Annotated in this window: 23 protein-coding genes; 12 read left to right on the top strand and 11 right to left on the bottom strand. The window is 65.3% G+C overall.

Features of this window, described 5'->3' with window-relative positions; all coding sequences use genetic code 11:
- Positions 1-136: 136 nt before the first annotated feature.
- The 7 genes from ACOAPY_RS06170 to ACOAPY_RS06140 all read left to right on the top strand — a co-directional run bounded on the left by ACOAPY_RS06170 (position 137) and on the right by ACOAPY_RS06140 (position 7,971).
- Positions 137-943: a hypothetical protein gene (locus ACOAPY_RS06170; protein ID WP_076580796.1), complete on the top strand. Its 807-nt coding sequence runs from the start codon at positions 137-139 to the stop codon at positions 941-943.
- A gap of 92 nt (positions 944-1,035) precedes the next feature.
- Positions 1,036-1,749, top strand: a complete 714-nt coding sequence (locus tag ACOAPY_RS06165; RefSeq protein ID WP_061905116.1) for an RDD family protein — start codon at positions 1,036-1,038, stop codon at positions 1,747-1,749.
- Complete coding sequence (locus ACOAPY_RS06160) at positions 1,746-2,726, top strand: stage II sporulation protein M (protein WP_076580792.1); 981 nt, start codon at positions 1,746-1,748, stop codon at positions 2,724-2,726. The genes ACOAPY_RS06165 and ACOAPY_RS06160 overlap by 4 nt, the downstream gene beginning before the upstream one ends.
- Positions 2,713-4,299 (top strand): DUF4129 domain-containing protein, encoded by a 1,587-nt coding sequence (locus tag ACOAPY_RS06155; RefSeq protein ID WP_465155634.1) that lies wholly within the window; start codon positions 2,713-2,715, stop codon positions 4,297-4,299. The genes ACOAPY_RS06160 and ACOAPY_RS06155 overlap by 14 nt, the downstream gene beginning before the upstream one ends.
- Positions 4,296-5,573 (top strand): DUF4350 domain-containing protein, encoded by a 1,278-nt coding sequence (locus ACOAPY_RS06150; protein WP_465155632.1) that lies wholly within the window; start codon positions 4,296-4,298, stop codon positions 5,571-5,573. The genes ACOAPY_RS06155 and ACOAPY_RS06150 overlap by 4 nt, the downstream gene beginning before the upstream one ends.
- A gap of 47 nt (positions 5,574-5,620) precedes the next feature.
- Entirely contained in the window at positions 5,621-6,643 is a 1,023-nt protein-coding gene (locus ACOAPY_RS06145) for an AAA family ATPase (protein WP_043216917.1), read from the top strand.
- Positions 6,640-7,971, top strand: a complete 1,332-nt coding sequence (locus ACOAPY_RS06140; protein ID WP_465155630.1) for a DUF58 domain-containing protein — start codon at positions 6,640-6,642, stop codon at positions 7,969-7,971. The genes ACOAPY_RS06145 and ACOAPY_RS06140 overlap by 4 nt, the downstream gene beginning before the upstream one ends.
- Before the next feature lie 26 nt (positions 7,972-7,997).
- On the opposite strand, the gene ACOAPY_RS06135 is transcribed toward ACOAPY_RS06140, so the two are convergent.
- Positions 7,998-8,363 (bottom strand): diacylglycerol kinase, encoded by a 366-nt coding sequence (locus tag ACOAPY_RS06135; RefSeq protein WP_465155627.1) that lies wholly within the window; start codon positions 8,361-8,363, stop codon positions 7,998-8,000.
- Positions 8,364-8,433: 70 nt separating this feature from the next.
- Positions 8,434-9,084, bottom strand: coding sequence for a response regulator transcription factor ErdR (erdR, locus tag ACOAPY_RS06130; protein WP_465155626.1), 651 nt, complete (start codon positions 9,082-9,084; stop codon positions 8,434-8,436).
- A 123-nt stretch (positions 9,085-9,207) separates the two neighbouring features.
- On the opposite strand from erdR, the gene ACOAPY_RS06125 reads away from it, so the two are divergent.
- Complete coding sequence (locus ACOAPY_RS06125) at positions 9,208-10,089, top strand: DMT family transporter (protein ID WP_061905121.1); 882 nt, start codon at positions 9,208-9,210, stop codon at positions 10,087-10,089.
- Between the two features lie 26 nt (positions 10,090-10,115).
- Here the strand turns inward: ACOAPY_RS06125 and ACOAPY_RS06120 are convergent, their stop codons facing one another.
- The gene (locus ACOAPY_RS06120; protein ID WP_465155624.1) at positions 10,116-10,832 is read right to left on the bottom strand and encodes a tRNA-uridine aminocarboxypropyltransferase; all 717 of its coding nucleotides are present in this window, start codon (positions 10,830-10,832) and stop codon (positions 10,116-10,118) included.
- A gap of 123 nt (positions 10,833-10,955) precedes the next feature.
- Here ACOAPY_RS06120 and ACOAPY_RS06115 point away from each other — a divergent pair, with 123 nt between their 5' ends.
- Positions 10,956-11,357, top strand: coding sequence for a quorum-sensing-regulated virulence factor family protein (locus ACOAPY_RS06115; protein WP_465155622.1), 402 nt, complete (start codon positions 10,956-10,958; stop codon positions 11,355-11,357).
- On the opposite strand, the gene ACOAPY_RS06110 is transcribed toward ACOAPY_RS06115, so the two are convergent.
- Complete coding sequence (locus ACOAPY_RS06110; protein ID WP_076427809.1) at positions 11,358-11,549, bottom strand: hypothetical protein; 192 nt, start codon at positions 11,547-11,549, stop codon at positions 11,358-11,360.
- Between the two features lie 173 nt (positions 11,550-11,722).
- Between ACOAPY_RS06110 and ACOAPY_RS06105 the strand changes: the two genes are divergently transcribed.
- The gene (locus ACOAPY_RS06105; protein ID WP_465155620.1) at positions 11,723-12,802 is read left to right on the top strand and encodes an LOG family protein; all 1,080 of its coding nucleotides are present in this window, start codon (positions 11,723-11,725) and stop codon (positions 12,800-12,802) included.
- A 93-nt stretch (positions 12,803-12,895) separates the two neighbouring features.
- On the opposite strand, the gene recX is transcribed toward ACOAPY_RS06105, so the two are convergent.
- From recX to ACOAPY_RS06090, 3 genes are all read right to left on the bottom strand, one after another.
- Positions 12,896-13,360, bottom strand: coding sequence for a recombination regulator RecX (gene recX / locus ACOAPY_RS06100; RefSeq protein ID WP_330099857.1), 465 nt, complete (start codon positions 13,358-13,360; stop codon positions 12,896-12,898).
- 19 nt (positions 13,361-13,379) lie between these two features.
- The gene (gene recA / locus ACOAPY_RS06095; RefSeq protein ID WP_076427813.1) at positions 13,380-14,429 is read right to left on the bottom strand and encodes a recombinase RecA; all 1,050 of its coding nucleotides are present in this window, start codon (positions 14,427-14,429) and stop codon (positions 13,380-13,382) included.
- 87 nt (positions 14,430-14,516) lie between these two features.
- Entirely contained in the window at positions 14,517-15,017 is a 501-nt protein-coding gene (locus ACOAPY_RS06090; RefSeq protein WP_465155618.1) for a CinA family protein, read from the bottom strand.
- Positions 15,018-15,338: 321 nt separating this feature from the next.
- Here ACOAPY_RS06090 and mutS point away from each other — a divergent pair, with 321 nt between their 5' ends.
- Positions 15,339-17,906 (top strand): DNA mismatch repair protein MutS, encoded by a 2,568-nt coding sequence (mutS, locus tag ACOAPY_RS06085; protein WP_465155615.1) that lies wholly within the window; start codon positions 15,339-15,341, stop codon positions 17,904-17,906.
- 137 nt (positions 17,907-18,043) lie between these two features.
- Complete coding sequence (gene fdxA, locus ACOAPY_RS06080) at positions 18,044-18,367, top strand: ferredoxin FdxA (protein ID WP_021702261.1); 324 nt, start codon at positions 18,044-18,046, stop codon at positions 18,365-18,367.
- A gap of 438 nt (positions 18,368-18,805) precedes the next feature.
- Here the strand turns inward: fdxA and rpoS are convergent, their stop codons facing one another.
- From rpoS to ACOAPY_RS06060, 4 genes are all read right to left on the bottom strand, one after another.
- Complete coding sequence (gene rpoS / locus ACOAPY_RS06075) at positions 18,806-19,810, bottom strand: RNA polymerase sigma factor RpoS (protein ID WP_076427820.1); 1,005 nt, start codon at positions 19,808-19,810, stop codon at positions 18,806-18,808.
- 195 nt (positions 19,811-20,005) lie between these two features.
- Positions 20,006-20,827 (bottom strand): peptidoglycan DD-metalloendopeptidase family protein, encoded by an 822-nt coding sequence (locus tag ACOAPY_RS06070; RefSeq protein WP_465156726.1) that lies wholly within the window; start codon positions 20,825-20,827, stop codon positions 20,006-20,008.
- 94 nt (positions 20,828-20,921) lie between these two features.
- Positions 20,922-21,860, bottom strand: coding sequence for a polyprenyl-phosphate transporter (locus tag ACOAPY_RS06065; RefSeq protein ID WP_374324348.1), 939 nt, complete (start codon positions 21,858-21,860; stop codon positions 20,922-20,924).
- Between the two features lie 23 nt (positions 21,861-21,883).
- Positions 21,884-22,519, bottom strand: coding sequence for a protein-L-isoaspartate(D-aspartate) O-methyltransferase (locus ACOAPY_RS06060; protein ID WP_175613969.1), 636 nt, complete (start codon positions 22,517-22,519; stop codon positions 21,884-21,886).
- Between the last annotated feature and the right edge of the window lie 2 nt (positions 22,520-22,521).

Here is a 22,521-nt window from a genome sequence, read left to right as displayed (position 1 = left end):
ATCCTTCAACGTGAGAGGGCCAGTCTAACAAAGCATGATCGCGCTCACGCGCCGCGCGGCGCGTACTTGCTGGCGTCATGCCACTGTCGCTAGCATGCGCCGCTCGGAATACCTACCACGACCAGGGATGTCTCGCATGAATGAAGTAACGCTCCAAAACCCCTATACCATTCCCAGCAGCGACCTCATGGACAAGGCGGCGCCCGGCCAGGCCCTGTCGATCGAGGAAGCCCTCACCCGCCGTTATGACTTCGCCATCTTCGATCTGCTCGGCGAAGCCTGGCGCAAAACCAAAGGCACCAAAGGGCTGATCTGGGGCGGTCTGTTCGCCTGCGCCGGCGTTCTGATCGGCGCCCAACTCGCGCTCTACCTGGTCGCCATGGTCCTGGGGCTGGGCGCCTTCGGTCTGGCCGCTATCGGCGGCGGCGAGGGAGCCGCAATGGCCGGCGTTGTCGGCATGCTGCTGCTCACCGTAATCAGTACCGTGGTCAGCCTGGCCATCACCTATCCGTTCATGGCCGGTTTCAACATGATCGGCATTCGCCAGGCAGCCGGCCAACCGCTGCGTTTCAGCGAGTTCTTCAGCCACTTCAATCGCACCCTGGCGCTGCTGGGCGCTGCCATTCTGATGAGCATCGCCATCATCATCGGCTTCGCCTTGCTGGTACTGCCTGGTATCTACCTGTCGATTGCCACACTGCTGACCATCCCGCTGGTGGTCGAGCGCAAGCTGTCGCCCTGGCAGGCCATGATGGTGTCCTGCAAGGCGATCACCCAGCACTGGTTCAAGGTCTTCTTCCTGTTCCTGACGATGAACATCGTCGTCTGGATCAGCATGCTGCCGCTGGGCATCGGCCTGATCTGGACCATCCCGATGTTCATCGTGATGATCGGTGTTCTGTACAACCGCATCTTCGGCGTGCTGCCCCCGCCGGCCCACTGAGCGCGGTGAAAGTTCGGGCCGCCTTGCGCGGCCCGATTGCTTTAGCGCCCTGCTGCTCGCTAGCATCAGGCATTCTTCGATGCAGTAGACCGATGCCCGCCATTTCAGCCACGCCCCCAGCCGCATTGCTGGACACACGCCACCAGGTGGAAACGCCAGAGGGCATCGACCTGATCCTCCGGCCCGCCGGCCTGTTGCCGCGCGCCCTCGCCTTCGGCATCGACCTGCTGATCCGCGGCGCCATTCTGCTGGGCGCCTTTTTCATCCTGGCTATCCTCGGCCAGTTCGGCATGGGCCTCGGCACCATCCTGTATTTCCTGATCAACTGGTGGTACCCGGTGCTGTTCGAAGTGCTCTACCAGGGCCGCACCCCTGGCAAGAAGGCCATGGGCCTGCGCGTGATACACGATGACGGCACGCCGGTGGGCTGGGCAGCTTCGCTGACCCGCAACCTGCTGCGCGCCGTGGACATGCTGCCCTTCGCTTACTGCGTCGGCGCAGTCAGCAGCCTCAGTCACCCGAGTTTCAAACGCCTCGGCGACCTCGCCGCCGGCACCCTGGTGGTCTACCGCGACGAACCACCCAAGCGCCCACAGCTGCCGGAAGCAGACGCCGAGCGCGCGCCCTTCAGCCTGAGCCTGGTCGAGCAGCGTGCCCTGCTGGACTTCGCCGAGCGCAGCGCCGACCTTTCGGCCGCTCGCCGCGCCGAGCTGGCCGGCATTCTCGCCGAGCCCCTGGAGAGCCTGCCGGAGCAGACCGAGAAGCGCCTGCACGGCATTGCTCGCGGCCTGTTGGGGTCAACATGAAGCAGCATCTGTTCGAACAGCGCCACGCTGCCGACTGGCAACGCTTCGACGAGTGCCTGAGCGCACTGGAGAAGGGCAAGGCCGAGCGCCAGGCCTGCGAGCGCTTCGCCAACGACTATCGCCACCTGTGCCAGCACCTGGCCCTGGCCGAGGAGCGCGGCTATAGCAGCCACCTGATCGACCAGCTGCAGCAGCTGGCCATGCGTGGCCACCAGCAGTTCTATCGCCACCGCAGTCATCTGGGTGCGCAGATCATCCGCTTCGTGATTGCCGGCTTCCCGCAACTGGTGCGCCACGAATGGCGCGCCGTGCTGGCCGGCTGCCTGCTGTTCTTCGGCGCCCTGATCGGCATGGGCCTGCTGACCTACCTGTTCCCCGAACTGATCTACAGCCTGATTGCACCGGAACAGGTGCGCGAGATGGAAGAAATGTATGACCCGGGCGCCAGACGTATCGGCCGCTTCGCCGAGCGCGACTCCGGCGACGACTGGATGATGTTCGGCTTCTACATCATGAACAACATCGGCATCGCCTTTCAGACCTTCGCCAGCGGCCTGATCTTCGGTCTCGGCAGCCTGTTCTTCCTGCTCTACAACGGCCTGGTGATCGGCGCCATCGCCGGCCATCTGACGCGCATCGGCTACAGCGAGACCTTCTGGTCCTTCGTCATCGGCCACGGCGCCTTCGAACTCACCGCCATCGCCTTCGCCGGTGCCGCCGGTTTCAAGCTCGGCTGGGCGCTGCTCGCCCCCGGCCGCCTGCCCCGCGGCGAAGCGCTGCGCCGCGCGGCCCGCCAGGCCATCCAGCTGGTTGCCGGGGTCATTCTGTTTCTGCTGATCGCCGCTTTCGTCGAGGCCTACTGGTCCTCGATGACCTACGCCAGCCCCTTGACCAAGTACGGGGTCGGCGCCGGCCTGTGGCTGCTGGTGATCGCCTATTTCCTGTTCGCCGGACGGACTCGCCATGCGCCTGACTGACGCCAGCGTTGCCATCCGTCCGCGCAGCGCCTGGGAAGCCATCGACCTTGGCGTGCTCCTGGCCCGGCGCCATGCCGGCCTGCTGATGCTCAGCTGGGCTGCCGTGACGCTGCCGCTGTTCGTCCTGCTCAGCGTGCTGTTGTGGCGCTATCCAGGCCTCGCCGCCCTGCTGTTCTGGTGGCTGAAGCCGGCCTGGGAGCGCCTGCCACTGCACATCCTGTCGCGCTCGTTGTTCGGCGAAGTGCCCACGCTCAAGGAAGCGCTGCGCGCCCTACCCGGCCTGCTCAAGCCGCAGCTGCTGGCCAGCCTGACCTGGCGCCGCCTGAGCCCGACACGCAGTTTCGACCTGCCGGTGCTACAACTCGAAGGCCTGGGCGGCGAAGCCCGCAGCAAGCGCCTGACCGTGCTCGGCCAGCGCCACGCTGGCAGCGCCGCGTGGCTGACCATCTTCGGCGTGCACCTGGAAATGCTCCTGTGGATGGGCCTGGCCACCCTGCTCTGGCTACTGGTGCCGCAGCAGGTGGAGATCGAGTGGGACTGGAACGCCCTGATCGCAGCCAGTAGCGGCGAGTGGCTGTGGCTGGAACACTTGTCCAACCTGCTCTACGTGCTGGTGCTGGTGTTCTGGGAGCCGATCTACGTCGCCTGCGGCTTCACCCTCTATCTCAACCGCCGCACCGAGCTGGAAGCCTGGGACATCGAGCTGACCTTCCGCCGCCTGCGCCAGCGCCTGCTCGGCAGCGCCTATGCCCTGCTGCTGGCCGGCATCGCCCTGGTGCTGGTATTGCCGGCCGGCGAAGCACTGGCCGACGAGCCGGCCGCCACCTGCCCGGTGCCCTTCGACGACCCCATGGGCCCGGATGCCGAGCGCCTGCTGAGCCAGCCACTGACCAGCAAGGCCGCCCAGGACGGTATTACCCGGCTGCTCGAGGCGGCGCCTTTCGAGAATCGCGAAACCGTCACCCGCTGGCGCTTCGGCGAGGAAGAAAAAGCCGAGGAACCGAGTGAGGAAGACATCAAGGGCTTCGCCGAAACGATCGAGAAACTGCTCAAGATCGGCGAGTGGTGGGGCAAGCTGGACCTGATCGCCCTGACCGTCGAAACCCTGCTGTGGGCCGCGCTGATCCTGCTGATCGGTCTGCTGCTGTGGCGCTACCGCGAGTGGCTGAGCACCTTCGCCGGCCGCATCGGGCTGCCGCAGCGCCGCGCCCGCGCCATGCCGCAACAGCTGTTCGGCCTCGAAATCGCGCCGGAGAGCCTGCCCGACGATATCGCCGGGGAAGCCGAAAGGCTCTGGGCCGAGCACCCGCGCGAAGCCCTCGGCCTGCTCTATCGGGCCCTGCTCAGCCGCCTGCTGCACGATTTCCGCCTGCCCCTCAAGGGTTCGCACACCGAGGGCGAGGTGCTGCGCCTGGTCGAGGGCCTGCACAACGATGAACTGAGCCGTTTCAGCCAGGTTCTGACCCGCCACTGGCAGAACCTCGCCTACGGCCACCGCCTGCCGCCGGAAAACCTCAAGCGTGGCATCTGCGAGGCCTGGCGCCGCCTGTTCGCCCAGGAGCGCCGCGCATGACTCGGCCGATGAAGCTTGCCCTTGGCGGCCTACTGCTGATCCTCCTCGGTTGGGGCGGTCTGCTGCTGGTGCAGCGGCTGCAACCCTACGAAGAACAGATCGACCACGGGCCCTCTCCCGAGGCGAGGGCCAACGAGTACCTGGCGGCCGAACTGTTCCTGCGCCAACAGAAGATCAGCGTCAGGCGCGCCGATGGCCTGGAGGTGCTCAAGGACCTGCCCGCCGCCGGCCAGACCCTGATGCTGCTGGGGCCACGCCACAACATGACGCCGCGCCAGAGCCAACAGGTGCTGGACTGGGCCGCCAAAGGCGGGCACCTGGTGTTCGTCGCCGAAGAGATGTGGGACGAGGAGGAAGGTCGCAGCGGCGACCTGCTGCTGGACAGCATCGGCGTGCAGCAGTACGACACCAGCCTCGAAGAGGACGAAGGTAGCGAAGAGGCCATCGAAGACGAAGCGCTGGATAGCGAAGCCGAAGCCGAAGCCGAAGCCGAAGCCGAAGCCGAAGCCGAAGCCGAGACTGCGGGCGCCGACGAGGAGGCGCAAGCTGCCGAGGAAGAAGATCGCTATCCGGAGCTGACCAAGATCTACCTGGAGAACGAGGACGCCCCGGCCTACGTCGAGTTCAACACCAGCTTCCACCTGCTCGACAGCGAGAACCGCGCCTACGCCTGGGCCAACAGCGGTGAATCCACCCACATGCTGCAACTGCAGCATGAGCAGGGCCTGATCACCGTGCTGACCGATGCCTGGCTGTGGCAGAACGACCGCATCGGCGACTACGACAACGCCTGGCTGCTCTGGTACCTCGGCCAGGACAGCGCCGTGACCCTGGTCTACAGCACCGAGCGCGATGACCTGCTCAGCCAGTTGCTCAAGCACTACCCCGCCGCGCTGGTGGCCCTCGCCCTGCTGCTGGCCCTGCTGCTGTGGCACGTCGGCCTGCGTCACGGCCCGCTGCAGACGCCGCAGGTGCCATCACGCCGCCAGCTGGAGGAGCACCTGCGCGCTGGCGCCGACTTCCTGCTGCGCCGCGTCGGCCAGCAACAGCTGCTGAGCACTCTGCAGCGCGACATCCTGCGCCGTGCCCGCCATCGTCATCCCGGCTTCGAACGCCTGCCGGTGGCCGAACAGTGGCAGGTCCTCGGTCGTCTCACCCGCCTGCCCAGCGGTGCCGTCAGCGCCGCCATGCGCCCGCTGCCGGCACAGCGTCTGTCCGCCGCCGACTTCACCCGCCAGGTCGCCAACCTGCAAACTCTCAGGAATGCCCTATGAGCGAAATTCCGCAGCAACCCAGCACCAGCTCCGACACCCCTGCCGCCATGCCAGCTCCTGCGCCAGCCGCGGCCGCCACGCCGACTGCAGCGCCGGCCAACCCGGCCGCCCAGCAGCGCCAGCGCGCCAGCCAGATGCTGCAGGCCCTGCGCCTGGAGCTGCAGAAGGCCGTGGTCGGTCAGCGCCAGGTGGTGGACGACGTACTCACCGCGCTGATCGCTGGCGGTCACGTGCTGGTCGAGGGCGTGCCCGGCCTGGGCAAGACCCTGCTGGTCCGCGCCCTGGCCAAGTGCTTCGGCGGCGAGTTTGCGCGCATCCAGTTCACCCCAGACCTGATGCCCAGCGACGTCACAGGCCATGCCGTGTATGACCTCGCCAGCGAACAGTTCAAGCTGCGCAAGGGCCCGGCCTTCACCAACCTGCTGCTGGCCGACGAGATCAACCGCGCCCCGGCCAAGACCCAGGCGGCCCTGCTGGAAGTGATGCAGGAACGTCAGATCACCCTGGAAGGCCGCGCCATGCCGGTGCCGCAGCCGTTCCTGGTGATGGCCACGCAGAACCCGATCGAGCAGGAAGGCACCTACCCGCTGCCGGAAGCCGAGCTGGACCGCTTCATGCTCAAACTGCGCATGGACTACCCGCAGGCCGATGAAGAGCTGACCCTGGTCCGCCAGGTCACCCGCTCGGCCAAGGCCGACATGCTCGAAGTGGCGCCGCTGCGCACCCTGCTGTCAGCCAAGGACGTGCTGGCCCTGCAGAAGATCGCCAGCGAACTGGCGATCGACGACCAGGTGCTCGACTACGCCGTGCGTCTGGCGCGCGCCACACGTAGCTGGCCGGGCCTGGCCATGGGCGCCGGCCCGCGCGCCTCGATCGCCCTGGTCCGTGGCGGTCGCGCGCGTGCCCTGCTGCGCGGCGGCGACTTCGTGGTGCCAGATGACGTCAAGGCCTGCGCCCTGGCCGTGCTGCGCCACCGCGTGCGCCTGGCGCCGGAACTGGATATCGAAGGCTTGTCGGTGGATCAGGTGCTGCAGCAGCTGCTCGACCAGGTTCCGGCACCGCGCCTGTGAAACCCTCGCGCCTGTTACTCGCCCTGATCGGTGGCCTGCTGGCCCTGGCGATCGTTCTCGGCAGCCTGCCGCTGCTCGGCATCAAGCTGCCGCAGACCCTGCAGCCGCTGTGGTGGGGCCTGCTGCTGGCACTGCTGCTGATCGCCGCTGCTGATGCCCTCTGGCTGCGGCGCCTGCCGACACCACGCCTGCAGCGCCAACTGCCCGGCAACCTGCCGCTGGGACGCTGGAGCGAGGTGCGCCTGACCCTGCACCACGACTATCGCCAGCCGTTGGCGGTGCAGGTTTTCGACCATCTACCCGAGCACATGGATTTCGAATTCATGCCGCAACAGGTGGAGCTGCATCCGGGCGAGCAGACCGAGTTCGGCTACCGGGTACGCCCACTCAAGCGCGGACACTTCCGCATTCCGCGCTGCGAGCTGCTGCTGCCCAGCCCACTGCGCCTGTGGCAGGCCCGCCACTTCATCGACCAGGCCAGCGAAACCCGCGTCTACCCGGACTTCGCCCGCCTCTACGGCGCCCAGTTGATGGCGGTGGACGACTGGCTCAGCCAGATGGGCGTGCGCCAGCGTCAGCGCCGCGGCCTGGGTCTGGAATTCCACCAGCTGCGCGACTTCCGCGACGGCGACACCTTGCGCCAGATCGACTGGAAAGCCACCGCGCGCAAGCGCACGCCCATCGCCCGCGAATACCAGGACGAACGCGACCAGCAGATCGTCTTCCTCATCGACTGCGGCCGGCGCATGCGCAGCCAGGACGACGAGCTGTCGCACTTCGACCATGCGCTCAATGCCTGCCTGCTGCTCAGCTACGTGGCGCTACGCCAGGGCGACGCCGTGGGCCTGGCGACCTTCGCCGGCAAGCAGGACCGGTACGTGGCCCCGGTCAAGGGCCAGGCCCACATCGGCAGCCTGCTCAACGCCGTGTACGCGCTCGACAGCACCCGTCGCCCGGCCGACTACGCGGCCGCGATCAATGCCCTGCTGGCGCGCCAGCGCCGCCGTGCGCTGGTGGTGCTGGTGACCAACCTGCGCGACGAGGACGACGAGGAGCTGCTCGGTGCGGTCAAGCGCCTGGGCCGCCAGCATCGGGTACTGATTGCCAGCCTGCGCGAGGAAGTACTGGATCGCCTGCGCTACACCCAGGTACAGGACTACGAGCAGGCCCTGGCCTACTGCGGCACGGTCGACTACCTGAATGCCCGCGCCGGCCTGCACGAGCGCCTGCTGGCGCACGGCGTACCGGTGCTGGATGCACGGCCGAAGGAGCTGGGGCCGGAGCTGGTCGGACGCTATCTGGCCTGGAAGAAGGCCGGGGTGCTCTAAGCTCCGCCCAGCGGCGGAGCCGACGATCAGCCGAGCAGGATGATCGCCCAGACCAGACCGATCACCGCCAGCGAGGTGAGCTGCGCGGCGCTGCCCATATCCTTGGCATTCTTCGACAGCGGGTGGCGCTCCAGCGAGATGCGGTCGATGGCCGCCTCCACCGCCGAATTGAGCAGCTCGACGATCAGCGAGAGCATGCTCACCGCCACCATCAGTGCCCGCTCCACCGGGCTCACGTCGAGCCAGAAAGCCAGCGGAATCAGCACCACGTTGAGCAGTACCAGCTGGCGGAAGGCGGCTTCGCCGGTGAAGGCCGCGCGCAGACCGTCGAGGGAATAGCCGGCGGCGTTAAAGATACGTTTCAGGCCGGTCTGGCCCTTGAATGGCGACATGAAGAACAACAGTCCTGTGCGATGGAGGTCGGCACCTTAAGCGCCTGGCCGTCAAAAATGCGTGAAGGGCTCACTGCCCGGGGATCGATTCCATCTGCTGCAGCAGCAGCGCGGCCTGAGTGCGGGTGCGCACGCCCAGCTTGCGGAAGATGGCGGTGACGTGGGCCTTGATGGTGGCCTCGGAGACGCTCAGTTCGAAGGCGATCTGCTTGTTCAACAGGCCTTCGCAGACCATGGTCAGCACGCGGAACTGCTGGGGCGTCAGGCTCGCCAGTCCGGCGCTGGCAGCCTTGGCTTCAGCCGAGACACTGACCGCCTCGAACGCCTGCGGCGGCCACCAGACCTCGCCCTCGAGGACCTGGCGCACGGCCTGCTGAATGGTCTCCAGCGGGCTGGACTTGGGAATGAAGCCACTGGCGCCGAACTCGCGGGAGCGCGCGACCACGGCCGCCTCTTCCTGCGCCGAGATCATCACCACCGGAATCTGCGGATACTGACCGCGCAACAGCACCAGGCCGGAGAAGCCGTAGGCACCGGGCATGTTCAGATCGAGCAGGACCATGTCCCAGTCGCTCTTCTCGCTCAGGCGCGCTTCCAGTTCAGCGATGCTGGCCGCTTCCACCAGGCGCACTTCCGGGCCGAGCCCGAGGGTCAGCGCCTGGTGCAGAGCGCTGCGAAATAGCGGGTGATCATCGGCAATGAGAATCTCGTATGCGGCCATGGCTTTCCTGTTCTTGTTGTCGAGCTGGCTGGCGAGGCGGCGCTCAGCATGCCGAGCCGTGACGGGGTGGTCAAGTTCCGCGCTTTGCGGCAAAGTCGCCAGCTTTTCCTGCCGAGAACCGCCATGCGAAGCCAAGCCCTGCGCGCCGACCTGTTGATGCTGCTGACCGCGATGATCTGGGGCTCTGCCTTCGTCGCCCAGCGCCTGGGCATGGATGCGATCGGCCCCTTCCTCTATACCGGCCTGCGCTTCACCCTCGCCACCCTGGCGCTGCTGCCGCTGGTGCTCTGGCTGGGCAAGCGCGAGGGCGAGCACAAGCCCGAGCCAGTCAACCGCGGCCTGCTGCTCGGCGGCCTGGCCATGGGCCTGGCGCTTTCGTTGGGCATCAACCTGCAACAGGTCGGCCTGTTGTTCACCAGCGTGACAAACTCGGGATTCATCACCGGCCTGTATGTCATCGTGGTGCCGCTGCTCGGCCTGCTGATCGGCCAGCGCACCGGCATGGGCACCTGGCTGGGCGCGGGGCTGGCGGTGGTCGGCATGTTCCTGCTCAGCGTCGGCGAAGGCTTCCAGGTCGCCTCCGGGGACTGGCTGCAGCTGGCCGGTGCCTTTGTCTGGGGTGTCCACGTGTTGCTAGTGAGCTTCTTCGCCAGCCGTCACGACCCGCTGCGCCTGGCCCTGCTGCAGTTCGCCGTCTGCGCCGTGCTGAGCCTCGTACTCGCGGTGCTGTTCGAGGAGATCAGGCTCGAGGCCATCCTCGCCGCCGGTCCGGCCATTCTCTATGGCGGCCTGCTCGGGGTGGCGGTCGGCTTCACCCTGCAGGTGGTGGCGCAGAAGCATGCCATCGCCTCCCACGCGGCGATCATCCTCTCGCTGGAGGCGGTATTCGCCGCCATCGCCGGCGCCTTGCTGCTCGGCGAGGCGCTGGCACTGAAAGGCTACTTCGGCTGCGCGCTGATGTTCGCCGGTATGCTGCTGGCGCAGCTGTGGCCCAAGCGCGCCTGAGTGCCGCCTAGCCTGGCGCCGTCGCGCTACAGAAAAGGCCGGATGGCCTGATGCGCCGGGCTCTGCTCGTCCAGCACACGGCGGTGCTTGGCGCCCAGGTAATGCTCGGTGAACAGGTCCAGCCAGGCGTCCAGCGCCTGTGCCGCACGCGGCTCCCCGGCCAGCTCCAGGCACAGCGCCGCCACCTCGGCCGTGCACAGGTGCTCGTCGCGCTTGGAGCGGCGCAGGCGGTAGCGTGACAACTGCTCAGGGCGCAGGCTGAGTACCGGAAAGCGGTTCAGGTAGGGACTCTTGCGGAACATCTTGCGTGCCTCGGTCCAGGTGGCGTCGAGCAGGATGAACAGCGGCCGCTTGCCGTCGGTCGGCGGCGGCAGCACCTCGATCACCCGCTCGGGCTCGGCGTACTCGCCGGGGAACACCACGCAGGGGGCGTACTGCGGATCGTCCAGCAGCGCCAGCAGACGCGGATCAACCTCGGTACGCTGCCAGCCGAAGGCATGGGTATCGGCCACCAGATCGGCGATCAGCCAGCCGGTATTGCTCGGCTTCAACGCCTCCACGTCGTACATCAGCAGGCACACGCCCGCCTGCACCTCGACGCGCGGCCGCCAGGCACACAGGCAGTAACTGGGAATCACCCGGCAGCCGGGGCAGCGCTCGGAGCGCGAGCCACGCGAGACAAAGGGCTTGAGGCTGCGCGCCAGGCGCTCGCTGCGCAGACGGGAAACGGCATGGCTGCTCATGAGCGACTCCACGGAAAAGGCGCGCAGTCTACCTTCGCCGCCGGCAGGGAGTAAGATGGGCACCTGCTGAACCCGGGCCAGGAGCACCGGTCGAAGGCAGCACTGCATTCCATGGAGAGCCTCATGCCCCGCTTCATCACCCTGTTCGCCCTCGCCACCCTGCTGCCTGCCGCTCACGCAGCCTCGCTGCAGGAGCATGAACTGACGCGCCTGCTGGAGCGGGTCGCCAAGGAGAGCAGCGTCGGCACGCCGCGGGCAATCAACGAGGACATTCTCGACCAGGGTTACACCGTGGAGGGCAACGAGCTGGTCAACCACCTCAGCGTACGCGCCGCGCACGCCGAGCAGATGCGCGCCAACCCGACCACCGTGCGCAACCAGCTGGCCGCCAGCGTCTGCACCAACCCGGGCTATCGCAACCTGCTGGCCCAGGGTGCGGTACTGCGCTACCAATTCAGCGAGTACAAGAGCAATCGCCCCGTGGCGGTAGCGCGCTTCGTCAAGACTGACTGCGGCGTGCAGTAATCAGCCCTTGCCACGCTGCTGCTCGCCATCGGCCCGGAGCTCGGCCAGCAGCGCCTGCATGTAGCTTGACCGGCGCACGCCCCCTTCGAGCCTGCGCAGGCATTCTTCTTCCAGGGTCAGATTGTTGATACGTGCGGCCTGTACCAGCAGACGATACAACTGCAGATCCAGCTCCAGTGTCAGCTTGGGCATACCTGCCCCTCCCTTCCTGCGTCGACCGAGCGGTCGACACTGCAAGTAAAACAGAGCGCCGCAGACCTTCGCGCATGACGGACGAACGGCATGGCGCCGGCAAGCCATAATTTCGCTATGGGCAGCGGCCGCAGGCAACGGGCCGAAGCCCACATCAGTAGAAGGAGATGTCCATGCCTTACGAACCGGATGACTATCTGTCCCGACACTTCCAGACCAGCGGCATCGATCTGACCAGCAAGGTGGAGGAACTGGCCGCGCTGGTGGTCCCCGCCAACAGTCCCAACCTGCCGCTGTACCAGGAAATGATCACCACCGTGATCCGCATGGCCCAGGCCGACCGCAACCGCTGGGACGCCAAGATCATGCTGCAGACCCTGCGCGAAATGGAGAAGGCTTTCAGCGCCCTTGAGCAGTTCAAGCGCCGGCGCAAGGTCACGGTCTTCGGCTCCGCACGCACGCCGACCGACCACCCCGTCTACCAGCTGGCCCGGGAACTCGGCCAGACCCTCTCACGCCTCGACCTGATGGTGATCACCGGTGCCGGCGGCGGCGTCATGGCCGCCGCCCACGAGGGCGCGGGGCTGCAGAACAGCCTGGGCTTCAATATCACCCTGCCCTTCGAGCAGAGTGCCAATGCCACGGTACGTGGCACCAGCAACCTGCTGTCGTTCCATTTTTTCTTCCTGCGCAAGCTGTTCTTCGTCAAGGAAGCCGATGCCCTGGTGCTCTGCCCAGGCGGCTTCGGCACCCTGGACGAGGCACTGGAGGTGATGACCCTGGTGCAGACAGGCAAGAGCCCGCTGGTCCCCATCGTCCTGCTCGATGAACCGAACAGCAACTACTGGGAGCACTTCCAGGACTTCCTGCGCCAGCAACTGGAGGCGCGCCAGTACATCCTGCCCAGCGACATGCACTTGCTGCATCTGGTTCACAGTGCCGAGGAAGCCGGCCAGGAAATTGCCCGTTTCTACCGCAACTTCCACTCCTCGCGCTGGCTAAAAGATCAGTTCGTGATTCGCATGACGCATCCGCTCAGCGCAGAGGCCATGCACACGCTGGACAGGGAGTTCGCCGATCTCTGCCGCGGCGAGGGCTTTCTGCAGCAGCCCTACTGCGAAATCGAAAGCGACGAGCCCGAGCTGTGCGAGCTGACCCGCCTGGCGTTCCGCTTCAACGCCCGCGACCATGGGCGCCTGCGTCAGCTGGTGGACTTCATCAACCTGCCACAGAACTGGGCACAGAACGGCTGAGAAAGGCGCCAGGCGCAAGAGAGGAATGGCGCACCTGGCAGCACAGAAAAAACAGAGCCCGGAGAGGGGACAAGCTCCGGGCTCAAGGGGAAATCAGTCCAGACTGGCACCGCGCAGCAGGCGCCCTATCTGCTCCTGGGAAAAACCGCGATAGGCCAGAAAGCGCGCCTGCTTGGCTTTTTCGCGCATGTCCTCGGGAAAGTGACCGGCGAACTTGCGTTGCCACAACTCGCGCAGTTGCTCACCCCAGTCCACCTCCGCCTCGCTCAGAGCCTGCTCGATGGATGGGCGTGGCAGGCCGCGCTGGGCCAGCTCCTCGCGGATGCGTACCGGCCCGTAGCCGGCTCGCGCGCGACTGGCGACGAAGGTCTCCAGATAACGACTCTCCGACAACAGCCCCTCTTCAGCCAGGCGGTCGAGGGCGCCGTCGATCAACTCCTGCGGGGCACCGCGCTGGCGCAGCTTGCGCGTCAGCTCGACACGGCCATGCTCGCGCCGGGCCAGCAGATCCATCGCCGCGCGGCGCACGGCAACGGCAGTATCGAGCATGGCGGTCACGACCATTCAGCCTCGGTAATCAGGCGTCCAGATCGGCCAGATCATCCTCTTCGGCCTCGGCGGCACCACGAGCGGCTGCACCAGCCACTAGCAGCTTGTCGCGGATGATCTTCTCGATGGCGCTGCCGGTTTCCGGATTGTCTTCCAGATACTTGGCGGCGTTGGCCTTGCCCTGGCCGATCTTGTTGCCCTGGTAGCTGTACCAGGCACCAGACTTCTCCACCAGACCGAGCTGCACGCCGAGGTCGATGATCTCTCCGGTGCGGTAGATGCCCTTGCCATACATGATCTGGAACTCGGCCTGGCGGAACGGCGGAGCCACCTTGTTCTTCACCACCTTGACGCGGGTCTCGCTGCCGACCACCTCGTCGCCTTCCTTCACCGCGCCGGTGCGGCGAATGTCCAGACGCACGGAGGCATAGAACTTCAGGGCGTTACCACCGGTGGTGGTTTCCGGGTTGCCGAACATCACGCCGATCTTCATACGGATCTGGTTGATGAAGATGACCAGGCAGTTGGCGTTCTTGATGTTGCCGGTGATCTTGCGCAGCGCCTGGCTCATCAGGCGGGCCTGCAGGCCGACGTGGGAGTCGCCCATCTCACCCTCGATTTCGGCCTTGGGCACCAGTGCGGCCACAGAGTCGACGATGATCACGTCCACCGCATTGGAACGCACCAGCATGTCGGTGATTTCCAGGGCCTGTTCGCCGGTGTCCGGCTGCGAAACCAGCAGGTCGTCGACATTCACGCCCAGCTTGCCGGCGTAGTCGGGGTCCAGCGCGTGCTCGGCATCGACGAAGGCACAGGTGGCACCGGCCTTCTGGGCCTCGGCGATGACCGACAGGGTCAGGGTGGTCTTACCCGAGGACTCCGGCCCGTAGATCTCGACGATACGGCCCTTCGGCAGGCCGCCGATGCCGAGTGCGATATCGAGACCGAGGGAGCCGGTGGAAATGGCCGGAATGGCCTGGCGGTCGTGGTCGCCCATACGCATCACGGCACCCTTGCCGAACTGCTTCTCGATCTGACCCAGGGCTGCCGCCAACGCGCGCTTCTTGTTCTCGTCCATTTCCATCCTCACGTGATCAAAGGGAGCCGGTCGCTCACCAACAACTGTATAAGTAGACAGTAGTATTCCATAAGGCAAATCGCGCGCCTACCCCCGAGACGGATTTTCTCCCGCCGTCAGTCGGAGCAATCCTGCCAGCGCCCGTTCGACCGTCTGCCGCCGCACCGCCTCGCGATCACCAGCGAACAGGCAACGCTCGGCGAAACAGCGCTCGCCATCGGCCCAGGCCAGCCAGACGGTGCCGACCGGTTTCTCCGGCGAACCGCCATCGGGCCCGGCGATGCCGCTGACCGCCACGGCAAAGCGAGCTCCACTGTGACGCCGGGCACCACCAACCATGGCCTCCACCACTTCGCGACTGACCGCGCCAACGCGCGGGAACAGCTCCGCCGGCACGTCGAGTTGGGCTGTCTTCTGGGCATTGGAATAGGTGACATAGCCGGCCTCGAACCAGGCCGAGCTGCCAGCGATACGGGTAATCGCCTCGGCAATGCCTCCGCCGGTACAGGACTCGGCGGTGCAGACCCGGGCGCCAAGCGCCTTGAGCCGCGCGCCCAGTTGTTCAGCCAGCTGCGTGATGGAATCCATGTGCACTCCAGGGTGAAACGAGAAGGAGGGATACCTAGGGTCTGCCACGTTGCTGCACAAAATCGCGCCGGGCTAGGCGCGGCGTGCTGGCTCGGGTGATCCCTTGCCAAGGGCCGCAACAACGCACGGCACGATTTTGCGCGCAACCCGAAGGGACGGGCCAGTTTTGCGCGGCCCTTCGTTGCTCGACGACTCATTTGGACGACAAGATTTCGCGTCTCGCACCTAGCCCCGCGCAAAAACTGGCTTCGTCGCGGTCGCGCCGAGACCTCAACAGACCCTAAACTAGGCGCTTTTGCGATTTCAGCCGGACCGAACAGCATGAGCGATTTGTCAGCCCACACACCAATGATGCAGCAGTACTGGAAGCTGAAGAACCAGCATCCGGACATGCTGATGTTCTACCGCATGGGCGACTTCTACGAGCTGTTCTACGAGGACGCCAAGAAAGCCGCAGCACTGCTCGACATCACCCTCACCGCCCGCGGCCAATCGGCCGGCCAGGCAATTCCCATGGCCGGCATTCCATTCCACTCGGCCGAGGGCTATCTAGCGCGCCTGGTGAAGTTCGGCGAGGCGGTGGCGATCTGCGAGCAGATTGGCGATCCGGCCACCAGCAAGGGGCCGGTGGAGCGCCAGGTGGTGCGTATCATCACCCCCGGCACCATCAGCGACGAGGCCTTCCTCGACGAGCGCCGCGACAACCTGATCGGCGCCATCCTTGGCGACGAGAAGCTGTTCGGCCTGGCCATGTTGGACATCACCAGCGGCCGCTTCAGCGTGCAGGAGCTGAAAGGCTGGGAAAACCTTCTGGCCGAGCTGGAGCGCCTGAGCCCTGCCGAGCTGCTGATCCCCGACGACTGGCCGCAGGGTCTGCCGATCGAGAAGCGTCGTGGCGTGCGTCGTCGCGCACCCTGGGACTTCGAACGTGACAGCGCGCGCAAGAGCCTGTGCCAGCAATTCGGCGTGCAGGATCTCAAGGGCTTCGGCTGCGAGGGCCTGACCCTGGCCATCGGCGCCGCCGGCTGTCTGCTGGTGTACGCCAAGGAGACCCAGCGCACTGCCCTGCCGCACCTGCGTAGCCTGCACCACGAACGCCTGGACGACACCGTCATCCTCGACGGCGCCAGCCGCCGCAACCTGGAGCTGGACATCAACCTCGCCGGCGGCCGCGACAACACCCTGCAGTCGGTGGTGGACCGCTGCCAGACCGCCATGGGCTCGCGCCTGCTGACTCGCTGGCTGAACCGTCCGCTGCGTGATCGCAAGGTGCTGGAGGCGCGCCAGGAGGCCATCGCCTGCCTGCTCGACCGCTACCGCTTCGAACTGCTGCAGCCACAGCTCAAGGACATCGGCGACGTCGAGCGCATCCTCGCCCGCATCGGCCTGCGCAACGCCCGCCCGCGCGACCTGGCACGCCTGCGCGACGCCCTCGCCGCACTGCCGCAGTTGCAGAGCGCGATGACCCAGCTGGATGCCCCGCACCTGGCCGAGCTGGCGGTGAATATCCGCACCTACCCGGAGCTGGCCGATCTGCTGGCCCGCGCCATCATCGACAACCCGCCAGCGGTGATCCGCGACGGCGGCGTACTCAAGACCGGCTACGACGCCGAGCTGGATGAGCTGCAATCGATCAGCGAGAACGCCGGCCAGTACCTGATGGACCTGGAGGCACGCGAGAAGGAGCGTACCGGCCTGGCCAACCTCAAGGTCGGCTACAACCGGGTGCACGGCTACTTCATCGAGCTGCCCAGCAAGCAGGCCGAGTCGGCCCCAGCCGACTACATCCGCCGGCAGACCCTCAAGGGCGCCGAGCGCTTCATCACGCCGGAACTGAAGACCTTCGAGGACAAGGCGCTGTCGGCCAAAAGCCGCGCCCTGGCCCGTGAGAAACAGCTGTACGAGGAGCTGCTGGAACTGCTCATCGCCCAACTCGCCCCGTTACAGGACACCGCCAGCGCCCTGGCCGAACTGGACGTGCTGGCCAACCTGGCGGAACGCGCGCTGAACCTCGACCTGAACCGCCCGCGCTTCGTCGAGGAGCCCTGCCTGCGCATCGACCAGGGTCGCCACCCGGTGGTCGAGCAGGTGCTGGAAACACCCTTTGTCGCCAACGACCTGGGACTGGACGACAACACCCGCATGCTGATCATTACCGGCCCGAACATGGGCGGTAAATCCACCTACATGCGCCAGACCGCGCTGATCGTGCTGCTCGCCCATATCGGCAGTTTCGTGCCAGCCGCCGCCTGCGAACTGTCGCTGGTGGACCGCATCTTCACCCGTATAGGCTCTTCCGACGACCTGGCCGGCGGCCGCTCGACCTTCATGGTGGAGATGAGCGAGACCGCCAATATCCTGCACAACGCCACCGACCGCAGCCTGGTACTGATGGACGAGGTAGGCCGCGGCACCAGCACCTTCGACGGCCTGTCGCTGGCCTGGTCGGCCGCCGAGCATCTGGCCAAGCTGCGTGCCTGGACCCTGTTCGCCACCCACTATTTCGAGCTGACCGTGCTGCCGGAGAGCGAGCCGGTGGTGGCCAACGTGCATCTGAACGCCACCGAGCACAACGAACGCATCGTGTTCCTGCATCACGTACTGCCCGGCCCGGCTAGCCAGAGCTACGGCCTGGCCGTGGCGCAGCTGGCCGGCGTACCTGGCCCGGTGATCCAGCGCGCCCGCGAACATCTGGCCCGCCTGGAGACCACCAGCCTGCCGCACGAGGCGCCCCGCAGCGAGCCGGGACAAGTAGCCGCGCCCCTGCAGAGCGATATGTTCGCCGCCCTGCCGCATCCGGTGCTGGAGGAATTGGGCAAGATCAATCCCGATGATCTGACCCCGCGCCGTGCTCTGGAGCTGTTATATACATGGAAGACGCGCATCTAACGCCGACGCGCTCAAGCTGATAGAATCGCGCGCAATTTTACGACTGCCCGGTTTACAGCCTGAGCCGCGGCCACTATCGAGCGCCTGCAAGCCCCGCACAGACGGGAATCAGGCCGCCGCCCGAGGAGACAATCAGCATGACCTTCGTCGTCACCGACAACTGCATCAAGTGCAAATACACCGACTGCGTGGAAGTCTGCCCGGTGGACTGCTTCTACGAAGGCCCGAACTTCCTGGTGATCCACCCGGACGAGTGCATCGACTGCGCCCTGTGCGAGCCGGAATGCCCGGCCCAGGCGATCTTCTCCGAGGACGAGGTGCCGGAGAACATGCAGGAGTTCATCGAACTGAACGCCGAACTGGCGGAAGTCTGGCCGAACATCACCGAGCGTAAGGATGCCCTGGCGGACGCCGAGGAATGGGATGGCGTGAAGGACAAGCTGCAGCATCTGGAGCGCTAAGCGCCCACCACGCAAAAGGCCCGCATCTGCGGGCCTTTTCGTTTCTGGCTTTCCTGCGGGCAAAAAAAGGGGCGGTGATTAACCGCCCGCTCTTTCTTCCCTACTCCCTGAGAATCCTTTCATCATCCTGATGAACTGCATCCTGCAGTGGCTCCCTGGTCACCGTCCTGGCGACCGTGCCTTCTCCCTAGGCACGGCTTCATAGTAGCGTTTCACCGCCGCCGAACAAGGCCGTCCTCTGCCTGCAAGCCTTACCCAAAGCGTCTACCTTTAAATTTAATATCCTTACTAATCAATAAGTTAAAAAACTCTCCGCCGAATAACAGCTCGCTACCGATGCCATTCTCGTGAAATCTCCTACGACCATGTAGGCAATGGCTTACACGAACTGCCAATAAAAAGCCCGGCTAGTGCCGGGCTCCGCGTCTGCCGCAGCTGCTACTGGAACAGCGCATCGCTGGACAGACCGTTCTTCTCCAGGATTTCACGCAGTCGCTTGAGGGCCTCGACCTGGATCTGCCGCACCCGCTCGCGGGTAAGACCGATTTCCTGGCCGACCTCCTCCAGGGTGCAGCTCTCGTGGCCGCGCAGGCCGAAACGCCGCACCACCACTTCGCGCTGCTTATCGGTCAGCTCGGACAGCCACTGATCGATGCTCTGCGAAAGATCGTCATCCTGCAGCAAATCGCATGGGTCGGTGGGACGATCATCGGTCAGGGTGTCGAGCAGCGTCTTGTCCGAATCCGGACCAAGCGACACATCCACCGAAGTAACACGCTCGTTGAGACCCAGCATGCGCTTGACCTCGTCGACTGGCTTCTCCAGCAGGTTGGCGATCTCCTCGGCAGAGGGCTCGTGATCCAGCTTCTGGGTCAGCTCGCGGGCCGCTCGCAGGTAGACGTTCAGCTCCTTCACGACATGGATCGGCAGACGGATCGTACGGGTCTGGTTCATGATGGCCCGTTCGATGGTCTGACGAATCCACCAGGTGGCGTAGGTGGAGAAACGGAAGCCGCGCTCCGGGTCGAACTTCTCCACGGCGCGGATCAACCCGAGGTTGCCTTCCTCGATCAGGTCGAGCAGCGATAGGCCGCGATTGACGTAGCGGCGGGCGATCTTCACCACCAGGCGCAGGTTGCTTTCAATCATGCGCTTGCGCCCGGCAGGGTCGCCCTTCTGCGCCAGGCGCGCGAAATGGACTTCTTCCTGTGGGGTGAGCAGTGGGGAAAAACCAATCTCGTTGAGATACAGCTGGGTCGCATCGAGCGCCCGGGTGTAGTCGATGTACTTGTGCTGTTTGAGAGTAGTGGTCGAGTTCTTGGATTTGGCGCTGGAGAGGGACAGCTCGGCTTCCTCTGTCAGTTCATCCAGGACGATGCCGGGCTCCATCAGGAGAACCTCATCGTCTACGTCAAACTCCGGCGCTTCTTTGCTGAGTGCCATTGTTGTTGTCCTGTGCTGAGTTCGACAACAAGCCTTGGCGGCACCCAATCCAGTTTTGCATCAGGGAGAACCGGCCCCCCAAGCCAGTTGAAGTCTGGCCTGCTGCCGATCATTGCGCACCTGATGAATTGCTGGATGACTCCTTGGCACACCAAAGCCCGCTCCTCCCACGCGTGGAACAGGTTGGCGGCAGAGTCAGCGGCGAGGCAGATATTGCAGGGGGTCTACCGGTTTACCTTGGCGGCGAATCTCAAAATGGAGCTTCACCCGATCGGCACCCGTGGATCCCATTTCGGCGATATGCTGTCCGACTTTGACCTGCTGTCCCTCCCGCACCAGCAGCCTGCGGTTATGTCCGTAGGCGCTTACGTAGGCATCGCTGTGTTTGATGATTACCAGTTCGCCGTAGCCCCTTAAACCACTTCCGGCGTACACGACGGCACCATCAGCCGCAGCCAAAACAGGCTGGCCCAATTCTCCGGCGATATCAATTCCTTTATTCAAACTCCCGTTTGACGAGAATTTGCCGATCAGCATGCCATTGGCGGGCCAGGCCCAGCCCTGCGCCGAACGCTGCACGGGCTGCACCTTGCCGGCAGTTGCGCTACCACCCGCGGCCACTACGGGAGGCTGAGACTGTGTGGTCGGCGGCGTAGGCGTCTTGGCCGGCGGCTGGTTTTGCAGGGGCGGCCTTGTGGCAGGCGGCGCAGAAACCGGCGGTTTGCTCTGCTGCACCACCACCGGCGCAGCGCCGGAGGGCGACAGATCAAAGCGGATCAGCTGCCCCGGGCGGATGGTGTAGGGCGCGGGAATATTGTTGCGTGCCGCCAGGGCCTTCCAGTCCCAGCCAAAGCGGAAGGCAATCGAATACAGGGTGTCACCACGCTGCACCTTGTATTGCCCGCTGGTGGCTTGAGGTGGACGGGCCGCCTGGGTGCCGCCATGGGTACGGTCGACCACCTGCACGGTATTCGACGACTTGCTGCTGCAGCCCGCCAGCAATGCGACAGATACCATCACGGCCAAAGCCTGGTGCTTGCGCTGCTGTGTGAGAATCACCCCGTGCTCCCGTATCGCTGCTGCTTGAGTTGGTGCGCGCATTGTGCCGGATTTATTCGCCGGCACCAGCCGTGAGTTGCTTGCGCCCGGCCAGCCACTCCAGCCCCAGCACAAGTACCACGCCCGCCATCGCGAGCAGGATTGCAAGCAGCAGCTGGGCATCCTGGCCACTCTGTTGGGCGAACTGCAGGGGCAGAAGATTTTCCTGCAACACCGGCACCTGCAGGCCATGACTGTCGGTACGCCAGGTCAGGGTCTGCTTCCAGGGCCAGACCTTGTTCAAGGAGCCCAGCATCAGGCCCGTGAGGAAGGCCAGGGTGAGGTCACGAAAATGCGCCAGGAGCCAACTGAGCAGACGGGCAAAGCTGAGCAAACCGACGAGACATCCCGCCGCGAATACCGCCAGCACGGCGACATCGAAGTTCTTTACCGCCCCCAGCACCACGCCATACAAGCCCATCAGCACCAGCAGGAAACTGCCGGAGATACCCGGCAGAATCATTGCGCAGATAGCGATGGCGCCAGCCAGAAACAGACTGAGCGGGTCATGCCCCCACTCGACCGGAGAGGCAACGGTAATCCACCAGGCGAATGCCACACCCAGTACGAAGCTGAGCGCGCGAGTCCAGTTCCAGCGCCCGATCTCACGCGCCACCAGATAGCTGGAAACCAGAATAAGGCCGAAGAAGAACGACCAGACGGGGATTGGATGCGTATCCAGCAGCCAGGTGATCAACCGCGCCAGACTGAACACGCTGGTCAGAATGCCGGCCAGCAGCACCAGCAGGAAAGTCGCGTTGGCCATTTGCCAGGCCTTGACCACGCGCCCCCGCAGCAATTGCAGTGCCGCTTCGGGCACGCTGGCGATGGAGCGCAGCAACTCGTCATAGATGCCGCTGATAAAGGCAACCGTGCCGCCGGACACGCCCGGCACAACATCGGCGGCGCCCATGGCCATGCCCTTGGCGAACAACAGGAGGGGATTTCTCATACAGCTTTCCGTAGCGGTTCAGGTCAGGCCAGCGGCCCATTGAGCAGCGGCACGAAGCGCACCAGGTCGAGCACGTGGCGGGAGTAGCCGTCTTCTTCGCGAACGATCAGCAGCAGCTCCTGGGTTTCGCCGGCGCCCACCGGAATCACCAGACGACCACCGATGGCCAGCTGGTCCAGCAGGGCCTGCGGCACTTCGCTGGCCGCCGCGGTCACGATGATGCCGTTGTAGGGCCCCAACGCATTCCAGCCTTCCCAGCCATCGCCCCAGCGGAACACCACATTGCGCAGCTTGAGTTCGGCCAGGCGTTCCTTGGCGCGGTCCTGCAGCGACTGGATGCGCTCCACCGAGAACACCCGCTCCACCAGCTGCGCCAGCACGGCGGTCTGGTAGCCGGAACCAGTGCCGATCTCCAGCACCTTGTCCAGCGGGCCGCCGGCCAACAGCAGTTCGGTCATGCGGCCAACGATGTAAGGCTGCGAAATCGTCTGGTTGTGGCCGATCGGCAGCGCCGTATCTTCGTAGGCACGGTGGGCCAGCGCTTCGTCCACGAACAGATGACGCGGCGTGCGGCGGATCACCTCCAGCACATGGGGATTGGACAGCCCCTCCTCGTACAGCCGCTCGATCAGACGCTCGCGGGTGCGCTGCGAGGTCATGC

This window comes from Pseudomonas stagnisoli, from assembly GCF_048595745.1.
GTDB classification, from domain to species: Bacteria; Pseudomonadota; Gammaproteobacteria; order Pseudomonadales; family Pseudomonadaceae; genus Aquipseudomonas; species Aquipseudomonas alcaligenes_A.
The sequence above is the reverse complement of the archived record's forward strand: the minus strand, read 5'-3'. Positions and strand labels throughout refer to the sequence as shown.